Annotated in this window: 21 protein-coding genes; 12 read left to right on the top strand and 9 right to left on the bottom strand. The window is 58.7% G+C overall.

Going from position 1 to position 24,354, the window contains the following annotated elements; genetic code table 11:
* The first annotated feature begins 77 nt into the window (after positions 1–77).
* Positions 78–1,265, top strand: coding sequence for an acyl-CoA dehydrogenase (locus AT6N2_RS22010; RefSeq protein WP_209091406.1), 1,188 nt, complete (start codon positions 78–80; stop codon positions 1,263–1,265).
* Positions 1,266–1,606: 341 nt separating this feature from the next.
* Positions 1,607–3,520, top strand: a complete 1,914-nt coding sequence (locus AT6N2_RS22005; RefSeq protein WP_209091404.1) for a PhoX family protein — start codon at positions 1,607–1,609, stop codon at positions 3,518–3,520.
* Between the two features lie 212 nt (positions 3,521–3,732).
* Here the strand turns inward: AT6N2_RS22005 and AT6N2_RS22000 are convergent, their stop codons facing one another.
* Positions 3,733–4,767: a LacI family DNA-binding transcriptional regulator gene (locus AT6N2_RS22000; RefSeq protein ID WP_209091402.1), complete on the bottom strand. Its 1,035-nt coding sequence runs from the start codon at positions 4,765–4,767 to the stop codon at positions 3,733–3,735.
* A 139-nt stretch (positions 4,768–4,906) separates the two neighbouring features.
* On the opposite strand from AT6N2_RS22000, the gene AT6N2_RS21995 reads away from it, so the two are divergent.
* The 6 genes from AT6N2_RS21995 (at position 4,907) to AT6N2_RS21970 (ending at position 11,070) form a co-directional block, all read left to right on the top strand.
* On the top strand, positions 4,907–5,941 hold the full coding sequence (locus AT6N2_RS21995; RefSeq protein WP_209091400.1) for a Gfo/Idh/MocA family protein: 1,035 nt from the start codon (positions 4,907–4,909) through the stop codon (positions 5,939–5,941).
* Between the two features lie 10 nt (positions 5,942–5,951).
* Positions 5,952–6,854: a sugar phosphate isomerase/epimerase family protein gene (locus AT6N2_RS21990; protein ID WP_209091398.1), complete on the top strand. Its 903-nt coding sequence runs from the start codon at positions 5,952–5,954 to the stop codon at positions 6,852–6,854.
* Between the two features lie 61 nt (positions 6,855–6,915).
* Entirely contained in the window at positions 6,916–8,148 is a 1,233-nt protein-coding gene (locus tag AT6N2_RS21985; protein WP_063946939.1) for an ABC transporter substrate-binding protein, read from the top strand.
* 113 nt (positions 8,149–8,261) lie between these two features.
* On the top strand, positions 8,262–9,164 hold the full coding sequence (locus AT6N2_RS21980) for a carbohydrate ABC transporter permease (RefSeq protein WP_209091396.1): 903 nt from the start codon (positions 8,262–8,264) through the stop codon (positions 9,162–9,164).
* A complete protein-coding gene (locus AT6N2_RS21975; RefSeq protein ID WP_209091394.1) occupies positions 9,161–9,988 on the top strand; it encodes a carbohydrate ABC transporter permease in 828 nt (275 codons plus the stop codon). The genes AT6N2_RS21980 and AT6N2_RS21975 overlap by 4 nt, the downstream gene beginning before the upstream one ends.
* On the top strand, positions 9,985–11,070 hold the full coding sequence (locus tag AT6N2_RS21970; protein ID WP_209091392.1) for an ABC transporter ATP-binding protein: 1,086 nt from the start codon (positions 9,985–9,987) through the stop codon (positions 11,068–11,070). The genes AT6N2_RS21975 and AT6N2_RS21970 overlap by 4 nt, the downstream gene beginning before the upstream one ends.
* Positions 11,071–11,128: 58 nt before the next feature.
* Here AT6N2_RS21970 and AT6N2_RS21965 read toward each other — a convergent pair whose 3' ends face one another.
* Positions 11,129–11,800, bottom strand: a complete 672-nt coding sequence (locus tag AT6N2_RS21965) for a transglutaminase-like cysteine peptidase (protein ID WP_209091390.1) — start codon at positions 11,798–11,800, stop codon at positions 11,129–11,131.
* Between the two features lie 46 nt (positions 11,801–11,846).
* On the opposite strand from AT6N2_RS21965, the gene AT6N2_RS21960 reads away from it, so the two are divergent.
* From AT6N2_RS21960 to proP, 4 genes are all read left to right on the top strand, one after another.
* Entirely contained in the window at positions 11,847–12,188 is a 342-nt protein-coding gene (locus tag AT6N2_RS21960) for a hypothetical protein (protein WP_209091387.1), read from the top strand.
* Entirely contained in the window at positions 12,124–14,085 is a 1,962-nt protein-coding gene (locus tag AT6N2_RS21955; protein WP_209091386.1) for a putative bifunctional diguanylate cyclase/phosphodiesterase, read from the top strand. Before AT6N2_RS21960 ends, AT6N2_RS21955 begins: the two co-directional genes overlap by 65 nt.
* Positions 14,086–14,216: 131 nt before the next feature.
* Entirely contained in the window at positions 14,217–14,513 is a 297-nt protein-coding gene (locus AT6N2_RS21950) for a PRC-barrel domain-containing protein (RefSeq protein ID WP_063946933.1), read from the top strand.
* Between the two features lie 166 nt (positions 14,514–14,679).
* On the top strand, positions 14,680–16,200 hold the full coding sequence (gene proP, locus AT6N2_RS21945; RefSeq protein WP_063946932.1) for a glycine betaine/L-proline transporter ProP: 1,521 nt from the start codon (positions 14,680–14,682) through the stop codon (positions 16,198–16,200).
* A gap of 133 nt (positions 16,201–16,333) precedes the next feature.
* Here proP and AT6N2_RS21940 read toward each other — a convergent pair whose 3' ends face one another.
* The 7 genes from AT6N2_RS21940 to AT6N2_RS21910 all read right to left on the bottom strand — a co-directional run bounded on the left by AT6N2_RS21940 (position 16,334) and on the right by AT6N2_RS21910 (position 24,021).
* The gene (locus AT6N2_RS21940) at positions 16,334–17,059 is read right to left on the bottom strand and encodes an SDR family oxidoreductase (protein WP_063946931.1); all 726 of its coding nucleotides are present in this window, start codon (positions 17,057–17,059) and stop codon (positions 16,334–16,336) included.
* Positions 17,060–17,116: 57 nt separating this feature from the next.
* Positions 17,117–18,727, bottom strand: a complete 1,611-nt coding sequence (locus AT6N2_RS21935) for an FGGY-family carbohydrate kinase (RefSeq protein WP_209091385.1) — start codon at positions 18,725–18,727, stop codon at positions 17,117–17,119.
* Positions 18,728–18,815: 88 nt separating this feature from the next.
* On the bottom strand, positions 18,816–19,547 hold the full coding sequence (locus AT6N2_RS21930) for an SDR family oxidoreductase (protein WP_004438213.1): 732 nt from the start codon (positions 19,545–19,547) through the stop codon (positions 18,816–18,818).
* A 39-nt stretch (positions 19,548–19,586) separates the two neighbouring features.
* Positions 19,587–20,564, bottom strand: a complete 978-nt coding sequence (locus AT6N2_RS21925; RefSeq protein WP_063946929.1) for an ABC transporter permease — start codon at positions 20,562–20,564, stop codon at positions 19,587–19,589.
* Positions 20,554–22,056, bottom strand: coding sequence for a sugar ABC transporter ATP-binding protein (locus AT6N2_RS21920; protein ID WP_063946928.1), 1,503 nt, complete (start codon positions 22,054–22,056; stop codon positions 20,554–20,556). Before AT6N2_RS21920 ends, AT6N2_RS21925 begins: the two co-directional genes overlap by 11 nt.
* A gap of 71 nt (positions 22,057–22,127) precedes the next feature.
* The gene (locus tag AT6N2_RS21915; RefSeq protein WP_003522008.1) at positions 22,128–23,039 is read right to left on the bottom strand and encodes an ABC transporter substrate-binding protein; all 912 of its coding nucleotides are present in this window, start codon (positions 23,037–23,039) and stop codon (positions 22,128–22,130) included.
* A 97-nt stretch (positions 23,040–23,136) separates the two neighbouring features.
* Positions 23,137–24,021, bottom strand: coding sequence for an AraC family transcriptional regulator (locus AT6N2_RS21910; RefSeq protein WP_209091953.1), 885 nt, complete (start codon positions 24,019–24,021; stop codon positions 23,137–23,139).
* Between the last annotated feature and the right edge of the window lie 333 nt (positions 24,022–24,354).

Below are 24,354 nucleotides of genomic sequence, written 5' to 3'. Positions count from 1 at the left end.
TGCAAAAATGAGTAAACATGGCTTGTGTGCAGGGGGTCGGATAAGAATAATCCGGCCAGCAAATCCGGAGGCATCACGTGAGCGAACGCGCAGCATTCAATTGGCAGGACCCTTTTCTGCTGGAAGACCAACTGACCGATGATGAGCGGATGATCCGCGACGCCGCCGCAGCCTTCGGCAAATCGGAACTTATGCCGCGTGTGTCCGAGGCCTATCTTTCCGAAACCACGGAACCGGAACTCTTTCGCCTGATGGGCCGCACCGGCCTGCTTGGCGTTACCCTGCCGGAGGAATATGGCGCGGCCAATGCAAGCTATGTGGCCTATGGTCTCGTCGCCCGCGAGGTGGAGCGGATCGACAGCGGTTACCGCTCAATGATGAGCGTTCAGTCCTCGCTCGTCATTCACCCGATCTTCGCTTACGGCTCGGACGAACAGAAGAGGAAATACCTGCCAGGCCTCGTTTCCGGCGAACTGATCGGCTGTTTCGGCCTCACCGAGCCGGATGCCGGCTCCGATCCCGGCGGCATGAAGACCCGCGCCGAGAAGATCGAGGGCGGTTATCGCCTGCGCGGGTCGAAGATGTGGATTTCCAACGCCCCGATCGCCGATGTCTTCGTGGTCTGGGCGAAATCCGAAGCCCATGACAACCAGATCCGCGGCTTCGTGCTGGAAAAGGGCATGAAGGGCCTTTCCGCTCCCAAGATCGGCGGCAAGCTTTCGCTGCGCGCCTCTATAACGGGCGAGATCGTCATGGATGGCGTGGAAGTCGGCGAAGACGCACTGCTGCCCAACGTCTCCGGCCTGAAGGGCCCGTTCGGCTGCCTCAACCGCGCCCGCTACGGCATTTCCTGGGGCGTGATGGGCGCTGCCGAAGATTGCTGGATCCGCGCCCGCCAATATGGCCTCGACCGCAAGCAGTTCGGCAAACCGCTCGCCGGTACCCAGCTTTACCAGAAAAAGCTCGCCGACATGCAGACGGAAATCGCGCTTGGCCTTCAGGCATCGCTGCGCGTTGGCCGGCTGATGGACGAGCACAAGATGGCACCGGAGATGATTTCCATCGTTAAGCGCAACAATTGCGGCAAGGCGCTGGACATTGCCCGCCAGGCCCGCGACATGCATGGCGGCAACGGCATCCAGATCGAATATCACGTCATGCGTCACGCCCAGAACCTCGAAACGGTCAACACCTATGAGGGAACGCATGACGTCCACGCGCTGATCCTCGGCCGGGCGCAGACGGGAATTCAGGCGTTTTTCTGAGATCCATCGCGAACATATCTTTTGCTGGAACGCGAAACCGCCCGGGCACGCCAGCCCGCGCGGCACAGTTTCATACCAAGTCGGGTGATTCCGCGTTATCGGCACCTCTCCCCGCCTCCGATAATCTCTACGCGCAACCCAAAGGAGTGGCGGTTCACACCGGCCCTCAGGCCTTCACTCCCGCTCCAGTTCCGGCCGACTTCGCGCAATGCGGGCAAAATGGCGTTCTAGTCGCCCGTAGACTCCATATTAAAAAGCTCCATTCCCGTCATCCGAGTGAAACAATCGACCGGTACGCACCTATCTGGAACGATTCCAGATTGAACGGTGGAGACACGGATATGACCAACATCGATAAAAGCAAACTGTCCTGGGACGAGTGGGACGAACTTCAGAACCCTCCGCCGGCCGAAACCGACTTCGACCGAGTCGTTGAGACCGCACTTTCCCGCCGCGGTTTTCTCGGCGGCGTACTCGCCTTCGGTTCGGCCGCAGCCGCCATGGGCACGCTCGGCAATCTGATGAGCAGCACCTCTTCTGAGGCGCAGGAAGCCGCCGTCGGCCGTTTCCCCTTCAAGCCGGTTGCCGCCGCCACCGACCACACCATCCATGTTCCGGAAGGCTATAACTGGAAGCCGCTGGCGAAATGGGGCCAGCCGCTGTTCTCCAACATTCCCGATCTCGACCCCGCCAAGGGCGTCAGCGTTGAAAACTCGGACAAGGTCTTCGGTGAAAACACCGATGGCATGGAGCTTTTTGTCGTCGGCAACCATCAACTGATTGCCGTCAATCATGAATATGTAAACCCGGAAACCAACCTGCCGCACACTGACAAGGGCAATCCGAAGACGGCTGACGACGTGAAGATCCTGCAGAACATGCAGGGTGTCACCGTCATGGAAGTGGCGGAAGACAAGGATGGCTGGAAGATCGTTCTCGACAGCCCCTTCAATCGCCGCATCCACCACAATACGCCGATGAAGCTTTCCGGCCCGGCCGCAGGCTCCGACCTCGTCAAGACCGCCGCCGACCCTGATGGTGTCGACTGTCTCGGAACCTTCAACAATTGCGGCGCCGGCCGCACGCCCTGGGGCACCTATCTCACCTGCGAAGAAAACTTCAATGGCTATTTCGGCACCACCGACGCCGCCTTCAAATTGCCTGACGATTACAAGCGTTACGGCATCGTCGCCGAGACGCGCTACGCCTATGAGAAGTTCGACAAGCGCTTCGACGTCGCCAAGAACCCCAACGAACCGCGCCGCGCCGGTTACGTGGTCGAGATCGATCCTTCGGACGCCAAATCCACCCCCATCAAGCGCACTGCGCTTGGCCGCATCAAGCATGAAAACGCCGCCGTGGTGATTGCCCGTGACGGCCGTGTAGTCGTTTACATGGGCGATGATGAACGCGGTGAATTCCTCTATAAATTCGTCTCCAACGGCATTTACGTGCCCGGCGGCGACACCTCTAAGCTGCTCGACGAAGGCACTCTCTTCGTCGCCAAGTTCTCCGATGACGGGGCCGGCGAATGGCTCGCCCTGACGCCGGAAACGACAGGCATGAAGATCGACGAAATCTGCGTCCTCACCCGTCAGGCCGCTTCCAAGGTCGGTGCGACGACAATGGACCGCCCGGAATGGGTTGCCATCAACCCGGTCGCCATCGAAGCCTATTGCGCGCTGACCAACAACAGCCGTCGCGGTGAAATGAAGGACGGCAAGCTGCGCAGCAATGCGGGCGGCGACGCCATGGCAATCAATGCCGCCAACCCGCGCGAAAAGAACGAATACGGCCAGATCGTGCGCTGGTACCCCGAAAATGACGACCACGCGGACACAAAGTTCAAGTGGGACCTGTTCTGCATGGCCGGCAACCCTTCCGTTCACAAGGATGCCTATGCAGGGTCCTCGAACATCAACGAAGGCAACATGTTCAATTCGCCTGACGGTATGATGTTCGATAGCACCGGCCTGCTCTGGATCCAGACCGATGGCGAGGACACCAACGAAGGCAATTTCGCCGGCCAGGGCAACAACCAGATGCTGGCAGGCGACCCGGCAACCGGTCGTATCGAGCGCTTCCTGACTGCACCGAAGGGTTCCGAAGTCACCGGCCAGACCTGGTCGGCGGACAAACGCACTCACTTCGTTGGCATCCAGCATCCCGACGCGCCCTTCCCCGACGGCGAGGGAAAGCTGCCACGCTCTACCATCATCGCCATCAAGCGCGACGACAACGTGAAAATCGGCTGATCAGCACAGCATGGAGGCTCAGCCTCTTTGCTGTCTCGTCGCAACACTTCAGAACACCGCGCATCTTCAAAGTGCGCAGTGTTCCTCATGTGCGGTAAATAGGCCGCTTGGAAATGCTAAAGCACGGCAAGTCTGTGTCAGCCGTCGGGCCTGCTCATCCTCCAGCCATTGCACAGTCCGCCTTACCCATGACGTTTCTGCTTGCAGCAGCTCTAAGAGCCCGGAGCCTGATCGCTCTCTCCCGGGACGAGCAGCATCGGCCAAATGCAATGCCTGGGCTGATCGGGATAAAAGGGCGCGTAAGCCGGCATGGTCGATAACAATGTCTGTGCTACAGTCACACCGAGATCGTGCAGGGACATGCGAAAACTGGTGAGGCGCGGTTCCAGAAACTGGCCGCGCGGCCCGTCGCGGAAGCCGACCACGGCAAGATCCCGCCCCGGTTTCAGACCAGCTTCGGCAAGGCGGCGATAGAGACCAACAGCCATCAGCTCGTAGATCAGCACGATCGCGGTTGGCCGGGGCCGCATCTGCAGCCATTCGCTGGCGGCGTGATAACCGCCTTGCTCGCTGGATTTCGCCCGGATGACCAGAGAGGAGTCATAGGCAATGCCGTTGTCTTCGAGCGCCCGCCTGTATCCTTCGAGGAAAACGTAACCGAGATTGATATCGCTGTCCGGTGCGGCAACCGCGATCGAACGATGCCCGGCAGCGACAAGACGATCGACGGCACATTTTGCTACCCCCTCGAAATCGAGATCGATCCAGGCGTGATTGTCGCTGGAGGCCGTGCGGCCGAGCGACACGAAAGGCAGCCGGTTCTGCTTCAGGAAATCCACGCGTTTGTCGGTACGCCGGGTGGCGGAAATGATCATAGCATCCACCATGCGCCGCGCGACCATGCGCTTCAGATATTCATCCGGGTCCTCTTCACCTGGGCAAGGCAGAACGATGAGATCGAGATTATGTGCTGAAAACACGCTTTGCAGACCATCCGTCACGCCCAGGAAGAAGTTGTCGGAGTTTTCAACCGTCTGCGCGTCGCTACCGGTCATCAGGCCGATGACATTCGTGGTTCCCTGCCGCAGGCTGCGGCCGGACTGGTTTGCGACATAACCCAGTTTTTCGGCCGCTTCCAGAACACGCCGCCGCGTCTCTTCGTTCACATCCGGCTTGCCGTTCAGAGCGCGGGAAACGGTGCCTATCGATATCTCCAGATAATCGGCAAGCTGGCGAATTCCTTTCATGCACTCCCCTCCCTGGCCCGGCGCGCAAACAACGCGCCCCTCAACGGTATTGACATATCTAACATCATCGTCATAGTCTCGTAAACGTTTACGACGCTCTGCGCAAATAGGAGTTTGCGCAAGAGCCCGGGGAGATGAGATGACCTTTAATGCCGTTTTATGCGGGTGCGGAGCCATGGCCAGAGGCTGGTTGCGCGCCATTCAATCGACGCCAGACATTGCCGGCGCGATCAAGATCGTCGGTCTGGTGGATCTGAACGAGAACACGGCCCGCGCGCTTGCCGAAGAATTCGCTCTTACCGATGCGGTCATCGGCACCGATCTTCGCGCGGTTCTTGCTGAAACGAAAGCCGACATCCTTTTCGATATCGTCATCCCGCAGGCGCGCTTCGCCGTGGTTGAAGCCGGTCTTGAGGCCGGGTGCCATGTGCTGAGCGAAAAGCCGCTTGCCGCCTCGATGGAAGAAGCCGCGACTCTGGTGGAACTGGCGAAAAAAGCCGGCAAAATTCATGCTGTGGTGCAAAACCGGCGGTTCGTAGCCGGTATCCGGCGGCTCCGCCGCGCACTGGAAGACGGCATCATCGGTGATCTGACAGCCATCCATTGTGATTTCTTCCTCGGGCCCCATTTCGGCGGCTTCCGTGAAGAAATGAAGAACGTCCTGCTTCTCGACATGGCGATCCACACCTTTGATGCGGCCCGTTTTGTCGCCAATGAAAGGCCCCTCTCCGTCTTTTGCGTGGAGAAGAACCCTGCTGGCTCCTGGTATGCCCATGGCGCGAGCGCCAACGCCATATTCGAGTTCTCGAATGACGTCGTCTTCACCTATCGCGGTTCCTGGTGCGCCGAAGGCGAGCGGACCAGCTGGGAAGCACGCTGGCGGCTGATCGGTTCCAAGGGCATGATCGTCTGGGACGGGGAAGACAATTTCTCCGCCTCCGTGGCCGGCGAAGACCGAGGGCTTCTGCGCGGATACAAGACCGTAAACGTTTCCGATAATGTTTCCGAGAAGGATACGCGAGGCCATGCCAGCGTCATTCTCTCGTTCCTCGACTCCATTCGCACGGGTGAGATGCCGGAAACGGCCTCCTTCGACAACATCAACAGCCTTGCCATGGTAATGGGCGCGATCGAAAGCGCCCGCCTCGGCCAGCCTGTGTTAATTGCAGCATAAGGACTGAAACGTGAGCAATCCGGCAACATCCATCCGCATCGGCACCATGGTCAGCGCCAGCAAAGGCCAGGCGGCCGAACGCATCGGCCAGATCGCCGATCTCGGCTTTGAAAGTTTCGAGCCGTTCTTCTGGCAGACGACCAACGGTCAGGACCTTGCCGAGCTCGGCAAGCGCTGCCTTGACGCCATCGGCGAGCGCGACATCACCATCGGTACGCTCGGCATGTTCGGCAATCCGCTGGAAGAGACCGATATCGACCTTGAGACATTGCAGGGCTGGAAAGACTGCATCGACAACGCCCATCATTTCGGCGCCACCTGCGTTGCGGGTTTCACCGGCCGCCTGCGGGGCAAACCGCTGCCGGAAAGCCTGCCTCGATACAAGGAGATCTGGAGCGAGCTTGCCAAGCGCGCCGCCGACAAGGGCATAAAGATTGCCTTCGAAAACTGCGCCATGGACGGTAACTGGCAGACCGGAGACTGGAACATCGCCCATAACCCCGATGCCTGGGAGATGATGTTCAACGAAACGCCGGACGACAACATCGGCATCGAATGGGAACCCTGCCACCAGATGGTCTATCTCATCGACCCGCTGCCGCAGATCCGCAAATGGGCAGACAAGATTTTCCACGTCCACGGCAAGGACGCGACCATCCGCTGGGACGTCATCCGCGAACACGGCATTTTCGGCAAGGAGAAGTTCGTCTTCATGCGCACGCCGGGCTTCGGTGACAGCAACTGGACGGACATTATTTCTGAACTGCGGCTTGCCGGCTGGTCCGGCTCGATCGACATCGAAGGCTGGCATGACCCCGTCTATCGCGATGCGCTTGAGATGACGGGGCAGGTTCACGGCATGAACTATCTGAAAAAATGCCGCGGCGGCGATTTCGTCGTCGACCCGACATAACCGAAACCTTTTGGGAGAAGGTTTCCAGAGATTGCAAAGACGATAACCAAAGGAGGAGATTATGGGTATCGCGAAATGCATTATGGCCGGCGCTTTCTTGCTCGCGGGCGTATCGGCTGGCGCCATTGCAGCACAGGCGGAAGATGTGACGTTGACGCTGTGGTCGCTGGATCGCGATATCCAGCCCGCACCGAATCTTATCAAGGAATTCAACGCGCTCAATAACGGCATCAAAATCGAATACCGCCAATTGCAGTTCGACGATGTGGTCAGCGAATCCATGCGCGCCTATTCTACCGGGAATGCGCCCGACATCATCGCCATCGACAACCCCAACCACGCCATGTTCGCCTCACGCGGCGCGTTTCTCGACGTAACGGACATGATCGCCAAATCGGATGTCATCAAGACGGAGAACTACTTTCCGGGTCCGCTGAAATCCGTGACGTGGGACGGCAAATATTACGGGGTTCCGAAAGCCACGAATACGATCGCGCTTTATTACAACAAGGATCTGTTCAAGGCCGCCGGTCTCGATGCGGCAAAACCGCCGCAGACCTGGGACGAACTGGTGGACGCTGCCCGCAAGCTCACCAACCCCGCCAAGAATGTCTACGGCATCAGCTTCAGCGCCAAGGCGAACGAAGAAGGCACCTTCCAGTTCCTGCCCTGGGCTCAGATGGCGGGAGCGACATACAAGAACATCAATACGGACGGCGCGGTGAAGGCGCTTGAGACGTGGAAACTGATGCTGGATGAAAAGCTGGCATCGCCTGATACGCTGACGCGCAGCCAGTGGGACTCCACCGCCACGTTCAATGCCGGCAACGCTGCCATGGCGATATCAGGTCCGTGGGAAATCGACCGCATGCTCAAGGACGCCAAGTTCGATTGGGGCGTGGCGCTCCTGCCTGTGCCAACGCCCGACGCACCACGCTCTTCGGCCATGGGCGACTATAACTGGGCGATCTTCTCGAAGACGAAGCATCCGGAAGAGGCTTTCAAGGCAATCGAATTCTTCGCCTCCAAGGACAAGGACATGTTCAAGAATTTCGGCCAATTGCCGGCGCGTTCCGATATTCCGGTTCCGCCGACCGGCAATGCGCTGAAGGACGAAGCATTGAAGACCTTCGTCGAGCAGCTGAAATACGCCCAGCCGCGTGGCCCTTCGCCAGAATGGCCAAAGATTTCCAAGGCCATTCAGGATGCCATTCAGGGTGCCCTCTCGGGTCAGATGACACCGAAGGCGGCCCTTGATCAGGCCGCTGAAAAGATAAAGCTGATCGAAGGCTGATCTATCGGGGCGGGCGGCTGGTTCATCCTGCCCCCACCCAAGGGTTCCTCCCGGTGGGGCTGCCTGTCGCGAGAAGCGGCGGCGGCCCCGACTGGAGCGTGTGAGGATGTTTCATGAAAAAACTGTTTTCCAGCGTCAGTGACGGTCGCGGTTTCGACATCGTCCTTGTCGCGTTTCCTTTGGGCTTCCTGTTCGTCATGGCCGGGCTGCCGCTCATCTACAACATCGTCATGAGCTTTCAGGAAGTCGACATGTTCAGCCTGGGCACCTTCGTGCGCCCATTCGTCGGCTTCAAGAACTATGTCGACCTGTTCCGGCAGCCAGAAACCCTGCCGATCCTGATGAATACCGTCATCTTCGTCGTGGCCTCGATCGCCGGGCAGTTCGCTATCGGCTTTGGCCTCGCACTGTTTTTCTGGGTGAACTTTCCCGGCGCAACCTGGTTGCGCGGCCTATTCCTCGTCTCGTGGGTCATGCCCGGCCTTGTCGTGGGGGCCATCTGGAACTGGATCCTCTCAGGCGATTTCGGTGTGCTAAACTTCTTCCTGCGCGAAAGCGGCCTGATATCAGGCAATATCTTCTGGCGTTCGGATGCGAATTTTTCGCTCTGGGCGGTCGTCATCGCCAATATCTGGCTCGGCACCTCCTTTAACATGATCCTGCTTTCCGTCGGCCTCGCCTCCATTCCGAGCGACCTTTATGAGGCTGCGGAGCTGGACGGCGCCAATGCCTGGCAGCGCTTTTACACCATCACCCTGCCGATGATGCGTTCTACCATCGGCGCGATCGTCTCGCTCGGTCTGATCTTCACGCTGCAGCAATTCGATCTTTTTGCCGCCATTACCGATGGCGGGCCGAATAACAGTTCCAACGTGGCGCAATATTGGGCCTGGGACCTCTCATTCCGGCAATATGATTTCGGCAAAGGCGCAACGATATCGGTCATCATGATCGTATTCGTCATGCTGGCCTCCGTCGTTTACGTGCGCTCTACACGGCATGAGGTGCGCGGATGAGCATCACCAACCGCAACCGCCTGATGCTGGTTATCGCCATTGTGCTCGCCATCATCTACCTCTTCCCGCTTTACTGGATGTATCTGACGTCGCTTAAAAGCGGCTCGGAAATGTTTGCCAACCCGCCTTCGTTCTGGCCGGGTGATCCGCAATGGCAGACCTATGCCTATGTGTGGGAAAACCGCAACATGGGGCGTTATCTGTGGAATTCGGTGCTGATCGCCTCCAGTGCGGTGCTGCTGATCACCATTCTCGGTGTCGGTTGCGCCTATGTTCTGGCTCGGTATCGAAATGTCTGGGTGGATATCGGCCTGTTCCTCATCCTAATGCTGCAGGTGCTGCCGGCGTCGCTGATGATCACGCCGATCTTCGTCGGTTTCTCGCAATTCGGACTTCTGGATTATCCACGCCTGTCGGTCGTCCTCGCCATCGCCGCCAAAAGCATGCCCTTCTTCGTCGTGCTTGTCCGCGCCACATTCATGGCCGTTCCGCAGGAGCTGGAAGAAGCCGCACTTGTGGATGGCAACTCCCGCGTCGGCGCGTTTTTCAACATCGTGCTGCCGCTTGCCAGAAATGGCATCCTCGTCAGCGCCATTCTCATCTTCATGCAGGCTTTCGGCGAGTTCGTTTATTCGAAATCGATGATCCAGGCGGCGGAACTGCAGCCAGCCAGCGTCGGCCTCAATTCCTTCATGGGCCCCAATACCAGCGAATGGAACAACATCATGGCCTATGCGACCATGTATGTAACGCCCATTCTCGCCCTCTTCATTCTCTTGCAGCGCCGCATTGTGTCCGGCCTGACATCAGGAGCGCTTAAATGACCCTTCAGATCGAACTATCCGGCGTCAACAAATATTATGGTGCTTTCCATGCGCTGAAAAACATCAATCTCTCCATCAAGAAGGGCACCTTCGTCGCGCTTGTCGGTCCCTCCGGCTGTGGCAAGTCCACGCTTCTGCGTTCGCTGGCGGGGCTGGAAACCATTTCGGCAGGCGATATGCGTATTGCCGGCACGCTCATGAACGGTGTGCCGCCACGCAAGCGCGATGTTGCGATGGTGTTCCAGTCCTATGCGCTCTACCCGCATATGACGGTGGAGGAAAACCTCACCTATTCGCTGCGCATGCGCGGCGTTGCCAAGGCGGAGGCCCGCAAGGCTGCAGAGGAAGTTGCCGCCACGACCGGACTTTCAAAACTGATGAAGCGTTATCCGCGCGAACTCTCCGGCGGCCAACGCCAGCGCGTGGCGATGAGCCGGGCGATCATCCGCAATCCGCAGGCCTTCTTGTTCGACGAGCCGCTTTCCAACCTCGATGCGGCGTTGCGCGTCCATATGCGTAAGGAAATCCGCGCCCTGCATGATCGCCTGCACGCCACCTCCGTTTATGTCACCCATGACCAGATCGAGGCGATGACGATGGCCGACCATGTCGTCGTGATGCGCGATGGCGTGATCGAACAGCAGGGCACGCCGCTTGAACTCTACGACCGGCCCGTCAATCGTTTCGTTGCAGGTTTCATCGGCTCGCCGGCGATGAATTTCATTCCGGCCGTGGTCAGCCCGGATGGCGCTTCGCTTCTGCTGCAGTTCGGCGAAAACGAACCGCCGCAGTCGATCAGGGCTCCGGTTTCCCTGCCGCCGGGCAAGCGGGTCATCGTTGGCATTCGACCTGAGCATATCCGGCCGACGGGAGCACAGGACGCGGCGTTGACGCAGCCTGTGTCTGCCGTGGAAACGACCGGCTCGGCCACCTTCCTCACCCTTGGCACCACAACGGAGCTGGTCATCGCGGTGCAGGGGCGCAGCGCAGTCAAGGCCGGCGAGGTGATCGGCCTCGACATCAACCCGGCCGACATGCACCTCTTCGATGAGGAAACGGGCGTTGGCCTCGCAAAGCGGTAGGCCGTGATCCCGGGACGTATGCGTTGCGGGTCGCGTCAAACGGTCCGCTCTCGTCGCATCAACGCGATTTGAAGATGTCAAACAAGCTAGGGCGGGCAGCTGCAGAGGTTGAGGTGGCTGTAGCCTCGCCAACCTCGCGTGCTGCAATCGCCGGAGCAGCAGGTCCATCAATATCCACCCAGCGACCGGCATGGTCCGTGGATTGGCGTTTCAAGTAGGTGTAGGGCGTTTCATCCCAGCGCAGAACCTTCGCCTGCATATTGTCGAGGATAAAGTCCCCCCGGTCCGTTCTCACTGTCAGGATGGCATGGCCCGCCCCGCGTTCATCCCGCACGACCGTTATCAACAGGTCCGAAACATCGAGACCAGCCTGCATCAGGCGCCTACGCTTCTCCAGCGCCAGGTCTTCGCAATCTCCCGCGCCGTTATCGGGATATTCCCAATAGTCCTCGTAACCCCAGACTTCCATATCGCTTCTCTGGTCGATTTCAACATTGACGGCATTGTTGACCGAGACGATAGTCGCCCAGAGATCAGGCGTCAGATTAAGCGGTGGCATTGACTTGACTGGCTGGCATTCTGCGGAATGCCTCTGACAAAACTCGTAATGTCCGATCGGCTGAGATGTGATCCTGCCCGTCTGCATCGATGGAGACGCCTGCGCCGGCGCGGCCAGAGCGACGACAGTCAGAATGAAACATGCTTGAAGCGATTTGATGAGATAGGTCATGTTCGTCTCCTGACGACATGAGCTATCCGTGGCCGCTTGAGGTCACATGAAACAAAACGTTCGACTTTTAACGACCGCAAAAATTGAGGTGCAGAAGTTTCGGAACGGAATTCAGACCGACGTGATCGCCAACCTGACGAGCCGAAGTGACGGTCTCGTCGTCGCGCTCGCAGGAACGCCGGCCGGGCAGAAGTTTAAACGTTGCGACGAACGGCTATTACATCTTTCGGTTGCCAGCCTTTCTTCTCAGTTAACCTTGCATCTTACCGATGATGTAATGATGGGCATGTTAAAAATTGCGCATGTACTTGAAGAGCGCATGAATGACGATACCCACTGCCTTGCAAAAACTGCGGGACTTCATGTCCGTGCGGTCCGACAACCCTGATCTGCTGAAAGCACAACACCAAGCTTTCACACGACAGATGCCGATGATGTATTTCATCCTGCTTTCCAGCACATGGGCGTTGGCCGCGACGCATATTCGGTTTGCACCGCTTTGGCTGACCGTCGGCGTTCCGGCTCTATTCACGCTTGGCTGCACGCTCAGGATAGCCTTCTGGTGGAGAACGCGGGGCATTGAGCCATCGGCTGAGGTTGCTCATGCCATATTAAGGCGGACAAATCGACTGGCTGGCGGTATCGCCATCGCATTTACGATCTGGTCCTTTTTGCTGGTGCCCTATGGCGATGCCTATACGCGTTCCCATGTTGCCTTCTACATGGCGATCACCGTCATATCGTGCATCTTCTGTCTGATGTATGTCCGCTCGGCCGCATTTATGGTGACAGTCATCGTCAACGGTGCCTTCATCGCCTTCTTCCTGGCCTCAAAGCAACCAACCTTCGTCGCCATTGCCATCAATATGTTGCTGGTATGCACCGGCATGATGTCGATCCTGCTCACAAATTACCGCAATTTCGAGAACATGGTCATTTCGCAGAAGCGCACCGAGGCACTCAGCAACGAGAACCTGCTGCTTGCCAACAGGGACAGCCTGACCGAACTGCCCAACCGTCGCGCTTTTTTTGCGCATCTGGAAGCGGAGCTTGACAAGGCGAAAGCCAATGGCACACGGCTGGCTTTGGGCGTTATCGATCTGGACGGTTTCAAGCCGGTGAACGACCTCCACGGCCACTCGGTGGGCGACAGGTTATTGATAAATGTCAGCAAGCGCCTCAGCGAAAGCCTGAAAGCAAGCAAGGCTTTTCGACTGGGCGGCGACGAATTTGCCATCATCGCTCCGGTCATTCCTGACGACGCGCAGCTCGTGGCCAATGCCAATGCGATCTCCGAGCGATTAAGGGCGCCCTACCATATGGCGGAGGGCACGGTTCATGTTTCCGCATCCATGGGCATTGCCGTGTTTCCCCATCTCGCCTCGACACTCGAGGAGCTTTTCGACCGGGCGGATTACGCGCTTTATCATGCCAAGAGGACCCGGCGTGGGGACGCCGTTCTGTTCGACGCCGAACACGAGAAGCAGATCAACATCGAAGCCCGCATCGTACACCTGCTCAAACAGACGGAGATTGAAAAAGAGCTATCGGTTGTCTTCCAGCCTGTGGTCGACATACGCGACGGAACAACGGCGTGTTTTGAAGCGCTGGCACGATGGAGTAGTCCCGTTCTTGGACAGGTGCCACCTTCCCAATTCTTCGCCATAGCGGAACGCGCGGGTATCGTCAGTTCGCTGACGCGGCCGCTTTTGAAGAGGGCGCTCGCTTCGGCGTCACAATGGCCGCCGTCGGTGCGGCTTTCGTTCAACCTTTCGGCCCAGGACCTCAATGCCTGCGAAGGCGTGCTCTCTCTGATCGGCATCATCGAAAACAGCGGATTCGATGCCCGCCGTCTTGATCTCGAAATTACCGAGACAGCTTTTGCCCATGATTTCGAACAGGTCAAACAGTCGGTCGAAATGCTGCGGCGGCTCGGCTGCGGTATCTCACTCGATGATTTCGGCACCGGCTACTCGAGCCTCACCCGGCTGCACGCGTTACCGCTCACCAAAATCAAGATTGACCGGAGCTTCGTAACCGACCTGCATGAAAAACCAGCCAGCTACAAAATCGTGAAATCGCTTCTCGCCCTCAGCCGGGACATGGAGCTGGAATGCGTGGTCGAAGGGGTGGAAACACCCGCCGAACTGGCAACACTCGAAAGCCTCGGCGCCACGCTGGTACAGGGCTACATTTTCGCGCCGCCACTTAAAGAGCGGGATGTAGTGGAATTTCTGTCGGTACAGGCTGCCACGCAAGGTGGCCTCAGCCGGACCGGGCAGTGAACCCCGTGTATGCCGCCTTTCTCACGCCAGCAGTAAATTGCGACGTGCACCTGTGCAGCATCGCAAAAACGATGGAACGGTTTTTCCGCGCATGAGTTTATTTTTCGTGAACCAAGACAGGAGGAAGAACCATGGACCACAGCAATCATGTCCGCCTTGCGGAAACCGAACTGACGCCTTCGGTGCTCGAGGGCGCTACCGTTTATGGCGCAGATGACCATAAGGTCGGTAAAGTCGACCACGTCCACGGCGCTGGTGCGAGCAGCACCGCAATCATCGACGTCGGCGGATTCCTTGGCATCGGCGCAAAGCCAGTTGCCGTTCCCCTCAGCGATCTCGACTTCATGCGTGATGAAGACGGTGATGTACACGCCGTTACATCCTGGACGAAGGATCAGCTGAAAGAGATGCCAGAGCATCATCACTGAGTTCGATTTAACCCCATCCTTAAACGCCCGGCCAAGCCGGGCGTTTTTGCGTTGGGAGCTTTCCCCTTGTTCAAAGATCGCGCGCCGCTCAAATGGAACCGTTGGGCCGATCAGGCATTTTTAAGACGCGCGATATTTGGTCGCGGGCAATTGAAGGGGACGACAATTGAACGATGAGATACAGGCGACGCCGCTCAGCATCGATGACGTGACTGTGATCGACGACCAGAAGGTTAAGAAGGCCGTGACGGCGGCGGCGCTCGGCAACGCCATGGAATGGTTTGATTTCGGCGTCTATGGCTTCGTCGCCTATGCCGTGGGCAAAGTCTTTTTTCCCGAGGCAGCTCCAGCTGTACAAACCGTTGCGGCACTGGCTACTTTTTCGGTTCCATTTCTCATTCGTCCGCTTGGTGGCGTTTTCTTTGGCGCGATGGGCGACAAGTTCGGGCGTCAAAAGGTACTCTCCCTCACCATCATCATCATGGCGGCCAGCACCTTTTGCATTGGCCTCATTCCCGGCTATGCAACGATTGGCATATGGGCGCCCATCCTGCTGCTGCTTTGCAAGCTCGCACAGGGCTTTTCGGTCGGCGGCGAATATACCGGTGCCGCCATTTTTGTTGCAGAATATGCACCCGACCGTAAACGAGGTTTCCTAGGCAGCTGGCTGGATTTCGGATCTATCGCCGGTTTCGTCCTGGGCGCGGGCTTTGTCGTTTTGCTGAGTGCCTCGTTGGGAGAGGCAACGTTCCTCGACTGGGGTTGGCGTATTCCCTTCTTCCTGGCCGCACCACTCGGATTAATCGGCCTTTACCTGCGCCACGCGGCGGAGGAAACGCCTGCCTTCACCGAGCGCCTTCAACGCGCTGAAGAAGAGGATCGCCAGGCGTTGAAAGAGCGGCCGATGGTTCCAATCAGGGAAATCGCCAGCAAGCATACGCGGTCCCTCGCCATCTGCATCGGAATGGTTCTCGTGACCAACGTGACCTATTACATGCTGCTTACCTATATGCCGACTTATCTGTCGAAGACGCTGAACTACAGCGAAGATCACGGCGTCCTCATCATCATCGCTGTCATGGTCGGTATGCTTTTCGTGCAGCCTGCCATTGGTCTTTTAAGTGACCGGATTGGACGAAAGCCGTTTCTCGCCGTCGGCAGCACAGCAATCCTGTTCCTCTCCCTGCCGGCTTTCCATCTGATCGCCAGCGGACAAGTGGTCCGGATCTTCTTCGGCCTGCTTATTCTCGCGGTTGCGCTGAACTGCCTGATCGGCATCATGGCTTCCACCTTGCCTGCCCTCTTCCCGGCCCGTATCCGGTACAGCGCACTGGCAATCTCGTTCAACATCTCGATCATCGTGGCAGGCCTCACCCCCACCATCACTGCGTGGCTGGTGGAAGCGACCGAGAACATCTACATGCCGGCTTATTACCTGATGGTCGCCGCCGTCTTCGGTATCGCAACGACCTTCTTCCTCAAGGAAACGGCCAATCGGCCTCTCTACGGTGATACGCCCAACGCCTCCAACCGCAAGGAAGCGAAATCGCTTCTGGCGGAGCAATATCTGCACATTGAAAAGAGCGTGGAAGAGATTGATGAAGAACTTGAGAGGCTGGAGGAGCAGAAATCGATCTTGCAGGCCAAACGAGATCAACTCGTCGGCCGGCACCCGGATCTGACCTGAGCCGCGCACCTACTGGCCTGGTTTCAGACCAGATGTCTCTGTGTTTCACAAGCGAAATGCGCGGCGGTGCTTCCGCACGCCGCGCACCGAAGTGTCGAAATAAGCAAGAATGTTTAAGCGACCGGACCGCAGATCAGACGGCGAGAAAGCCGCCATCTATCGGCAGCACGGCGCCAGTAACCATCTTGCTGTCATCGGAGAGCAGCATCGCGATGCTTTCCGCCACCTCTTCCGCCTCCGCAAAGCGGTTGAGAGGATGACGCACCATCATCGGCTGGCTCTTGACGGGATCGTTCCACGCTTCGGCGGCGAGTTCGGTAAGCGTGATGGTCGGGGCGACAGCGTTGACACGGATGCCATGCGGGCCGAGTTCCTTGGCAAGCACGCGGGTCGCACCCTCAAGCCCGGCCTTTGAGGCCGCATAGCAAAGGTGATCCTGAAAACCGCGATGGCCGGCAATCGAGGTAATGTTGACGATAGCACCGCCCCCGCCCTTCGCGACGCGGGCGCGGGCAAATTCCTGACACGTGATGATGGCAGCGCGCAGATTGATGCCAAGCACAGCCTCGTAGCCTGCGTCGCTCATATCCAGCACGCTCTCCAGCACGTTGATGCCGGCGCTGTTGATCAGAAAATCGCAGGTGCCGGCTTCGGCCATGGCAGCGCGGGTAGCCTTAACGTCGGCAAGATCGGCGCGGATCGAACGTCCTCCGATTTCGCTTCTCAGGCTATCGAGATCGGACTGCGTGCGGCTGATCGCCACGACCTCTGCGCCGCGAGCGGCCATCAGCTGTGCGCAGGCGCGGCCGATGCCTTTGCCTGCACCGGTAATGATCACGGACTTTCCGGAAAACTGCATGAAATCCTCGTTGTTTGGCGACCTACACGGCCGGATGATCTAAGCGTGTGACGCGGTTCAGGCATGGCTGGCGGCGCGAATGGCGCGCGCCGCATTCTGAAGCGATAGAAATGCGTCGTAGCGTGCCTGATGAACCTTCTGGAAAGCGGGATCGGGAGCCGCACAGCTGGCGATCCGCGACATTGCGGGCATCGCTGCCATCAGGTCCGGATAGGTTCCGGCGGCGACGGCACCCAACATGGCCGAGCCGAGAAGTACGGGCTCCTCGCATTCGATGAGTTCGACCGGGAAACCCGTCGCATCGGCCAGCAACTGCCGGGCAAGCGGGTGGGCACCTGCGCCGCCGCTAACACTGATGGTTTCCACCGGCGCTCCATCGCGGGCCTGCGTTTCGATGATCTGGCGAAGACCGTAGCCGAGGCCGAGAAGTCCGGCCACATAAAGCGCGACGAGAGAATCCACACCCGTTTCCATGCCATAACCGGCGATGACGGCGCGGGCATGCGGATCGGCGAAGGGCGCGCGGTTGCCGAGAAACTCCGGCACCACATGAAAATCCTCTGCGAGCTTTGCTGCAGCGGAAGCAGATGCAGCAAGGCCGATGGCGCGGTCGGCCAGCCAGACCGGCAAGGCCTTGCCATCCTTCTCGGCCAGCGACTCCGCCTCACCAAAAGCCGGGTGCAACTGAACCAGGTAATCGATTGCGGCGCCAGCGGCGGACTGACCGCCCTCATTCAGCCACGCGCCGGGAACCATGGCGGAATAATATGGCCCCCACACGCCCGGCACAAAGGCCGGCTCAGTTGTGGTCGTCATGGTGCAGGACGAGGTACCGAAAACATAACCAAGGCATTTCGAAGCGTCGCCACCGGCAGCGACTGTGCCGACACCGCCAGCATGGGCATCGATGAGGCCCGCGGCAACGGCGGTGCCTGCTCTAAGCCCCATCGCCTGTGCGGCATCTTCGGTTAGCCCAGCGCCCAGCGCCGTGCCCGGATGGACGACGCTTTCGCCGATGCGGCGAAAGCCCTGCTCGGCCAGATCTCCAAGACCGATCTTGGCGAAATATTCCGAATCCCAGCGGTTTTCATGGGCGAGATAGGTCCACTTGCAGGTAACAGTGCAGGCAGAGCGATCAAGCGCGCCGGACGCCTTCCATGTCAGAAAATCCGTAAGATCGAAGAAGTGCTCAGCCCGGGAATAAATATCCGGCCGATTTTCCCGAAGCCACAAAAGCTTCGGCGTCTGCATTTCGGGAGAGATGCGTCCACCGACATATTTAAGGACCGCGTGTTCACCGGCGTTGATGCGCTCGGCCTGTTCCACGGCGCGGTGGTCCATCCAGACGATGATATCGCGCTCCGGATGACCGGCATCGCCAACCGGCAACGTCTCATCGTCAGGCCCGCGGACAACGAGCGAGCAGGTGGCATCAAAACCGATGCCGGCGACCTCCGCCGGATTAATACCAGCGCGCGAAACGCTTTCGCGTACGCTATCGCAAACCGCCTGCCAGACCTCGCCGCTCGATTGCTCGGCAATGCCGCCATCCTCGCGGTGCATGCTGATCGGGCGCTTGGCGGTGGCGAGAAGCTTGCCCGCGACATCAAAGACACCGGCCCGCGCCGAACCGGTCCCGACATCGACGCCAACAAGATAGGAAGCCATTAACGATACTCCTCGGAGCGGTTCATCCGGTGCTTAACTAGGTTGAAGCGGCGGGACCGGTTCCGATTTCCCCGCCGCTCCTGAAGTCTTAGACGCGGTCGAAGTTGGTCGGCAAGACCAGCATGTCGCGAATGGTGACGGTGCGCTTGCGCGTCAGCATGTAGACGACGGCATCGGCCACTTCGCTCGCATCGATGAGGCTGCCCGATTCCTTGGCCTTGCGGAGGTTTTCCTCCGGCCAGTCGGCAAGAAGTGCGGAAACGACCGGGCCGGGGGACACCTGCGCAACGCGCACGCCGTGGGGGATCATCTGGCGACGCATGCCCTGTACGAAGCTGGTGATCGCCCATTTCGAGCCGGAGTAAACCGGCTCCCAATAGGTCGGGAAGTGGCCGGCAATCGAGCAGGTGACGATGATATCGCCGGTCTTGCGCTCGGACATATGCGGCACGACGGCATGAACATTCTTCATGACGGCGTTGACGTTGAGATTGAGCATCTTATCGATGGCTTCAGGGGTCGTTTCGGTGAGATCGCCGCCAATATAGGTGCCGGCGTTGCAATAGAGAATGTCGATATGATCGACCTTCTTGAGGATCTCAGGGATCATCGCGTTGCAGCTGTCGGCATCGAGCAGATTGGTGACCTGCGGGATGGCGCGGTCGCCGAGCTTGGCGACCAGATCATTCAGGGCCTTCTCGTTCCAGTCGACCATGACCACGGTCGCACCCTGTTCCAAGAGCGCTTCTGTGGTGGCAAGCCCGATGCCGGATGCGGCGCCAGTGATGACCGCAATCTTGCCTTGCAGCGATTCAGACATGTAATTCTCCTGCGTTTATGAAGATGTTTCCGGGCCGGCTCAGCGCCATTCGCGCCCGATATAGATGGCCAGCAGGATGATGCCGCCCTTGATGACATCCTGCAGATAGGGGTTGATGCCCATCAGGTTGAGGCCGTTGTTCAAAATGCCCAGCAGCACCGCGCCGATGAGCGTGCCGAGAATGAGACCTCTGCCGCCGGCAATCGCCGTGCCGCCAAGAACGACGGCCGCGATTGCATCCAGTTCGAAGCCGACGCCTGCATTGGGCTGGCCACTCATAAGGCGACCGGTGAGGATCAGCGCGGCGAAAGCTGCCGTGACGCCGGAGATGCCATAGACGGCAAGCTTGACGCGCTGGGTCTTCACGCCAGAAAGTCGGGCCGCCAACTCGTTTCCGCCGAGGGCATAGACGTGGCGGCCGAATGCGGTCCGCTGCAATAGTACCCAGGCAATGCCGTAGATCACCACCATGATGACGACAGGGACGGGAACCACACCGATACGGCCGACACCGAACCAGGAAATCCAGCTCGGAATGCCGCTGACGGGGTAGCCGCCGGAATAGATGAGGCCGAGGCCACGCGCCATGCCCATGGTGGCGAGCGTGACAATGATCGCCGGCATCTTGCCCCAGGCGACAAGCGCCCCGTTAAAAATGCCGATGCCCAGACCGATGAACAGGCCGGCCGGCAGCGCAATTGCGGGCGAGAGGCCAGTGTTCACCATGAGGCCGGCAGACAGCGTGCCGATAAGCGCCATGACAGCCCCGACCGACAGGTCAATGCCGCCGGTGAGGATGACGAAGGTCATGCCAACGGCGAGAATGCCGACGACGGAAACCTGCCGCAGGACGTTCATGATGTTGTTGACGCTGAAGAAATTGTCGCTCGCAAGCCCCATGAGGATGGATACAACAATCAGACCCGCCAGCGGCAGGGCAAGCGGTGAGCGCAGCATGGCACTGAGACTGAAACCGCCGGTTTTCGCGGCAGTGCCGGTGTTTGCATCAAGCGACATGTTCAACTCTCCCGGTGGTGGCGTTTGTCATTATTGTTTCTGAATTGATGTCGTCTCCCTCGACCGTGGCGACGATGCCGCCGGAGCGGAAGACGCAGACCCTGTCGGACATGCCGATCACTTCCGGCAGCTCCGAGGAGATCATGATGATCGAGTAACCCTTGGCGGCGAATTCGCGCATTAGCGAATAGATTTCCGCCTTAGCACCCACATCGATGCCGCGTGTCGGCTCATCGAAGATCAGCACGCGCATATCGTGGTTCAGCCAGCGGGCAATGACGATCTTTTGCTGGTTACCGCCGGACAGGGTATCGACACGGGCATAAGGCCCTTGGGCCTTCACCTGCACTTGCGCCATTGCTTTCGTCGTGTACTCCAGTTCCTTCTTGAGATCGAGGAACCAGTGCGCCTTGCGGTATTTGCCGTAGTTGTTCAGCGAGATATTCTGCAGGATGGAGAAGCTGGTGATCAGTCCCTCCTCCTTGCGGCTCTCAGGCAGCAGGCCAATGCCGCGCATCAGCGCATCATCGGGGCCGGAAAAACGCGTCTCCACACCATCGAGCTTGATCTTGCGACGCGAGGCTGAATGCGCCCCGAGCATGGCGAGAACAGTTTCCGTACGGCCCGAGCCGACAAGCCCGGCAAAACCAAGAATTTCGCCCTTGCGCAGCTCAAAGCGCGAGACAGGGCCGCCCTTTTTCAATTGCAGCTCTTCGACTTCAATCACCTTTGCGGCAGAAGGATCGAGCTGCGGCTTGGGCGGGAAGCTGGCCTCGATGCGCCGGCCGACCATCATCTCCACCAGCCGGTCATTATCGACCTCCGAGGTCAGGCACGAGCCGATCAGCTCGCCATCGCGCAGGACGGTGATGCGGTCGCAAATCTCGAATATTTCTTCGAGGTGGTGCGAAATGAAGATGATTGCCACGCCCTGACGGCGCAACTCACGCATGACCTTGAACAGATGTTCGGTCTCGGAAGGCGTCAGCGTGGCGGTCGGCTCGTCGAGCACGAGAATGCGGGCATCAAGCGACAGCGCCTTGGCGATTTCCACGAACTGCTGCTGGGCGACAGATAGCCGATGCACCGGCACGTCGAGCGGCACATCCACAGCCAGCCGGCTCATGATTTCTGCTGCGCGCTTGCGCATCGCGCCCTTGTTCAGAAGGCGCAGCGGCCCGCGGATTTCGCGAGCAAGGAACATGTTTTCGACGGCGTTGAGATAGGGGATCAGGCTGAATTCCTGAAACACGATGCCGACACCGGCGGCAATCGCCTCATCATAATTGGCGAAGCGGCGATCCTTGCCGTCAATGCGGATCGTTCCTTCGGATGGCTGCAAAATGCCGCACAGGATTTTCATCAGCGTCGATTTGCCGGCGCCGTTTTCGCCCAGAAGCGCATGCACCTCACCGGCGCGCGCCTCAAGGTCGACGCCACGCAGGACTTCGATCTTGCCAAAGCTTTTTCTTATTCCATTCAGTTCCAGCATTTCACCCTCCTCAATGGTCGGGATTTAACCCCGCCCCCATACGAGATGGGGACGGGGTCTGGGAGGAGTTCTTACCAGCTGAACTCGCCGGCGTTCTTGCTGTCGACGACCATAACGTCGATCGGGACTTCCTTCGGCACGACGCGAGCGCCCCACTTCTGGGCGAGCGCCATGGCAAGGCCGACACGAACCTGGTCACGCGGGAACTGCGCGGTGGTTTCGATGAAAGGACCACCCTCGGCAATCGCCTTCACAGCTTCCGGAGCACCGTCTACCGAGGTCAGCTTGATGTCCTTGCCGGAGCCCTGGATCGCAGCCAGAGCGCCCATCGCACCGCCGTCATTCACCGAGAAGATACCGGCGAGGTTCGGACGCGACTGGATCATGTTTTCAACGACGCCGAGAGCAACGGAGCGGTCCTGACGGCCGTTCTGCGTATCGACCAGCTTGATCTCGGGGAATTCGGCGAGTGCGGCCTTGCAACCTTCGACGCGCTGAAGGATCGGCACGACCGGGATACCGTCGAGGATCGCGACTTCACCCTTGCCGCCGAGCGCGTCACCGAGATGCTTGCACGATTTGTAGCCCGCGTCACGGTTCTTCGAGCCGACGAAGGTATCGACCGGGCCGTTGGCGTTGGCGTCAACAGCAACGACGATTACGCCGGCAGCCTTGGCAGCGTGAACGGCGGCTTCGATGCCGGCGCTGTCAGTCGGGTTGAGAAGCAGAATGTCGATCTTCTGCTGCAGCATGTCTTCAACGTCAGAGATCTGCTTGGCCACATCGTGGCCGGCATCGGTCACGACAACGTCAGCGCCAATGCTTGCTGCGGCTTCCTTCAGCGCTTCCTGCATCGACACGAAATAGGGGTTGTTCAGCTCCTGGAAGGTCATGCCGATCTTCAGCTTTTCCTGCGCTAGCGCCGGAGCGGCCATCATTGCAATTGCGGCTGTCGCCATCAGAAACTTGGATTTCATTTTCATCTCACTCTTCCTCCCATTAGGAAAGTTGGGGCAACAAGTGCCCGTTTCCGGACAGACCTCTGCCCGAATTCTTAGAAATTGGCGATGTGTCGCTGGTTTACTCCGCCATCACAGCTGCCTTCTGGGCCGCAAAAATGGTTCGGAACCTCGACGGTGACATTCCCTTGAGTTTGAGGAAATGCCGGTTGAAATTGGAAAGGTTGGAGAAGCCAACATCGTAGCAGACCTCCGCCACCTTCACGTCCTGATCCGCCAAAAGCATCTGACAGGCGAGATCAATGCGTAACTGATTGCGATACCGCACCAGCGTCGTACCCGTATGGCGCTTGAAGGCGCGGGAAAAGGCGCTCGGGCTTTGGCCGACCATGTCAGCCAGATCGATCTCTTCAACCTGCTCGGTCAGATGTTCGCGCAGATGCGACAAAGCGCGGTTGATACCGCTATCGCCGATGCCCGTCAGATCAAGCTCGTAGCTAAGGCTTGCCAGCACCTCAGATGTCGGCGCATTGACCAAGAGATCGAGAATTTCCCAGAAAAGCGCCAGACGCTTCAGCCCCTGCGCCTCGATAAGCCGAAGGATCAGCGGACGAACGCGATCGCTGGTCTCATCATCAAACAGAATACCGCGGCGGCTACGGTCCAGCAGCGCGCGCACCACTTCCATTTCGGACATGGAGGCGCAGGCATCCTCGATAAAGCTCTCCGGAAACTGGATCACGAGGGAACGTGTCGGAACGATTTCGTCCGGCTCGATCTCGCTGATCCAGTTCTGGGGGAGATTGGGGCCGGTCATGATGAGCTGACCGGGGCTGAAACGGCCGACGAAATCACCGATATAGAAGGTGCCTGACGTCGCGACGACGAGATGAATTTCATACTCGGGATGATAATGCCAGCGGACGGTACGGAACGGATAGCCATGCCGCCAGGCAGCGAAAGATTCGCCCTTGCGGATGTGCACCAGTTCCAGATCGGGCTGCATCATAGTCCCTCCCACTCATACGTCCGCCGCATTCACGGAGCGGGCCATTCCTCTTTATGGCTCGTCCCAGGCGTTGATGGGAGCATAGGGCGTGCGGCATCTCTGCATCCACATCACGCCGAAGAAATTGCTGATACTTTTTTGACTCATTTTTGTCGAGAAATGAAGAGCCGCCCGATAGGACTGATTAAGGACGTGGCGAAGGCAGCGATTTTTTCGCTCAATTTGCCGTGATGCGCTCAAACAATGCGCAACCAAACACGATTTCTGGTGAAATTTTCACGTGTGGCCCACCGGATGCCGGCAGGCCACACTCATACTTTTCCGTAACGT

It is taken from the genome of Agrobacterium tumefaciens, from assembly GCF_017726655.1.
In the GTDB taxonomy this organism is placed as follows: Bacteria; Pseudomonadota; Alphaproteobacteria; order Rhizobiales; family Rhizobiaceae; genus Agrobacterium; species Agrobacterium tumefaciens_B.
Note: the sequence above shows the minus strand (reverse complement) of the source record. Positions and strands in the feature narration are given on the sequence as shown.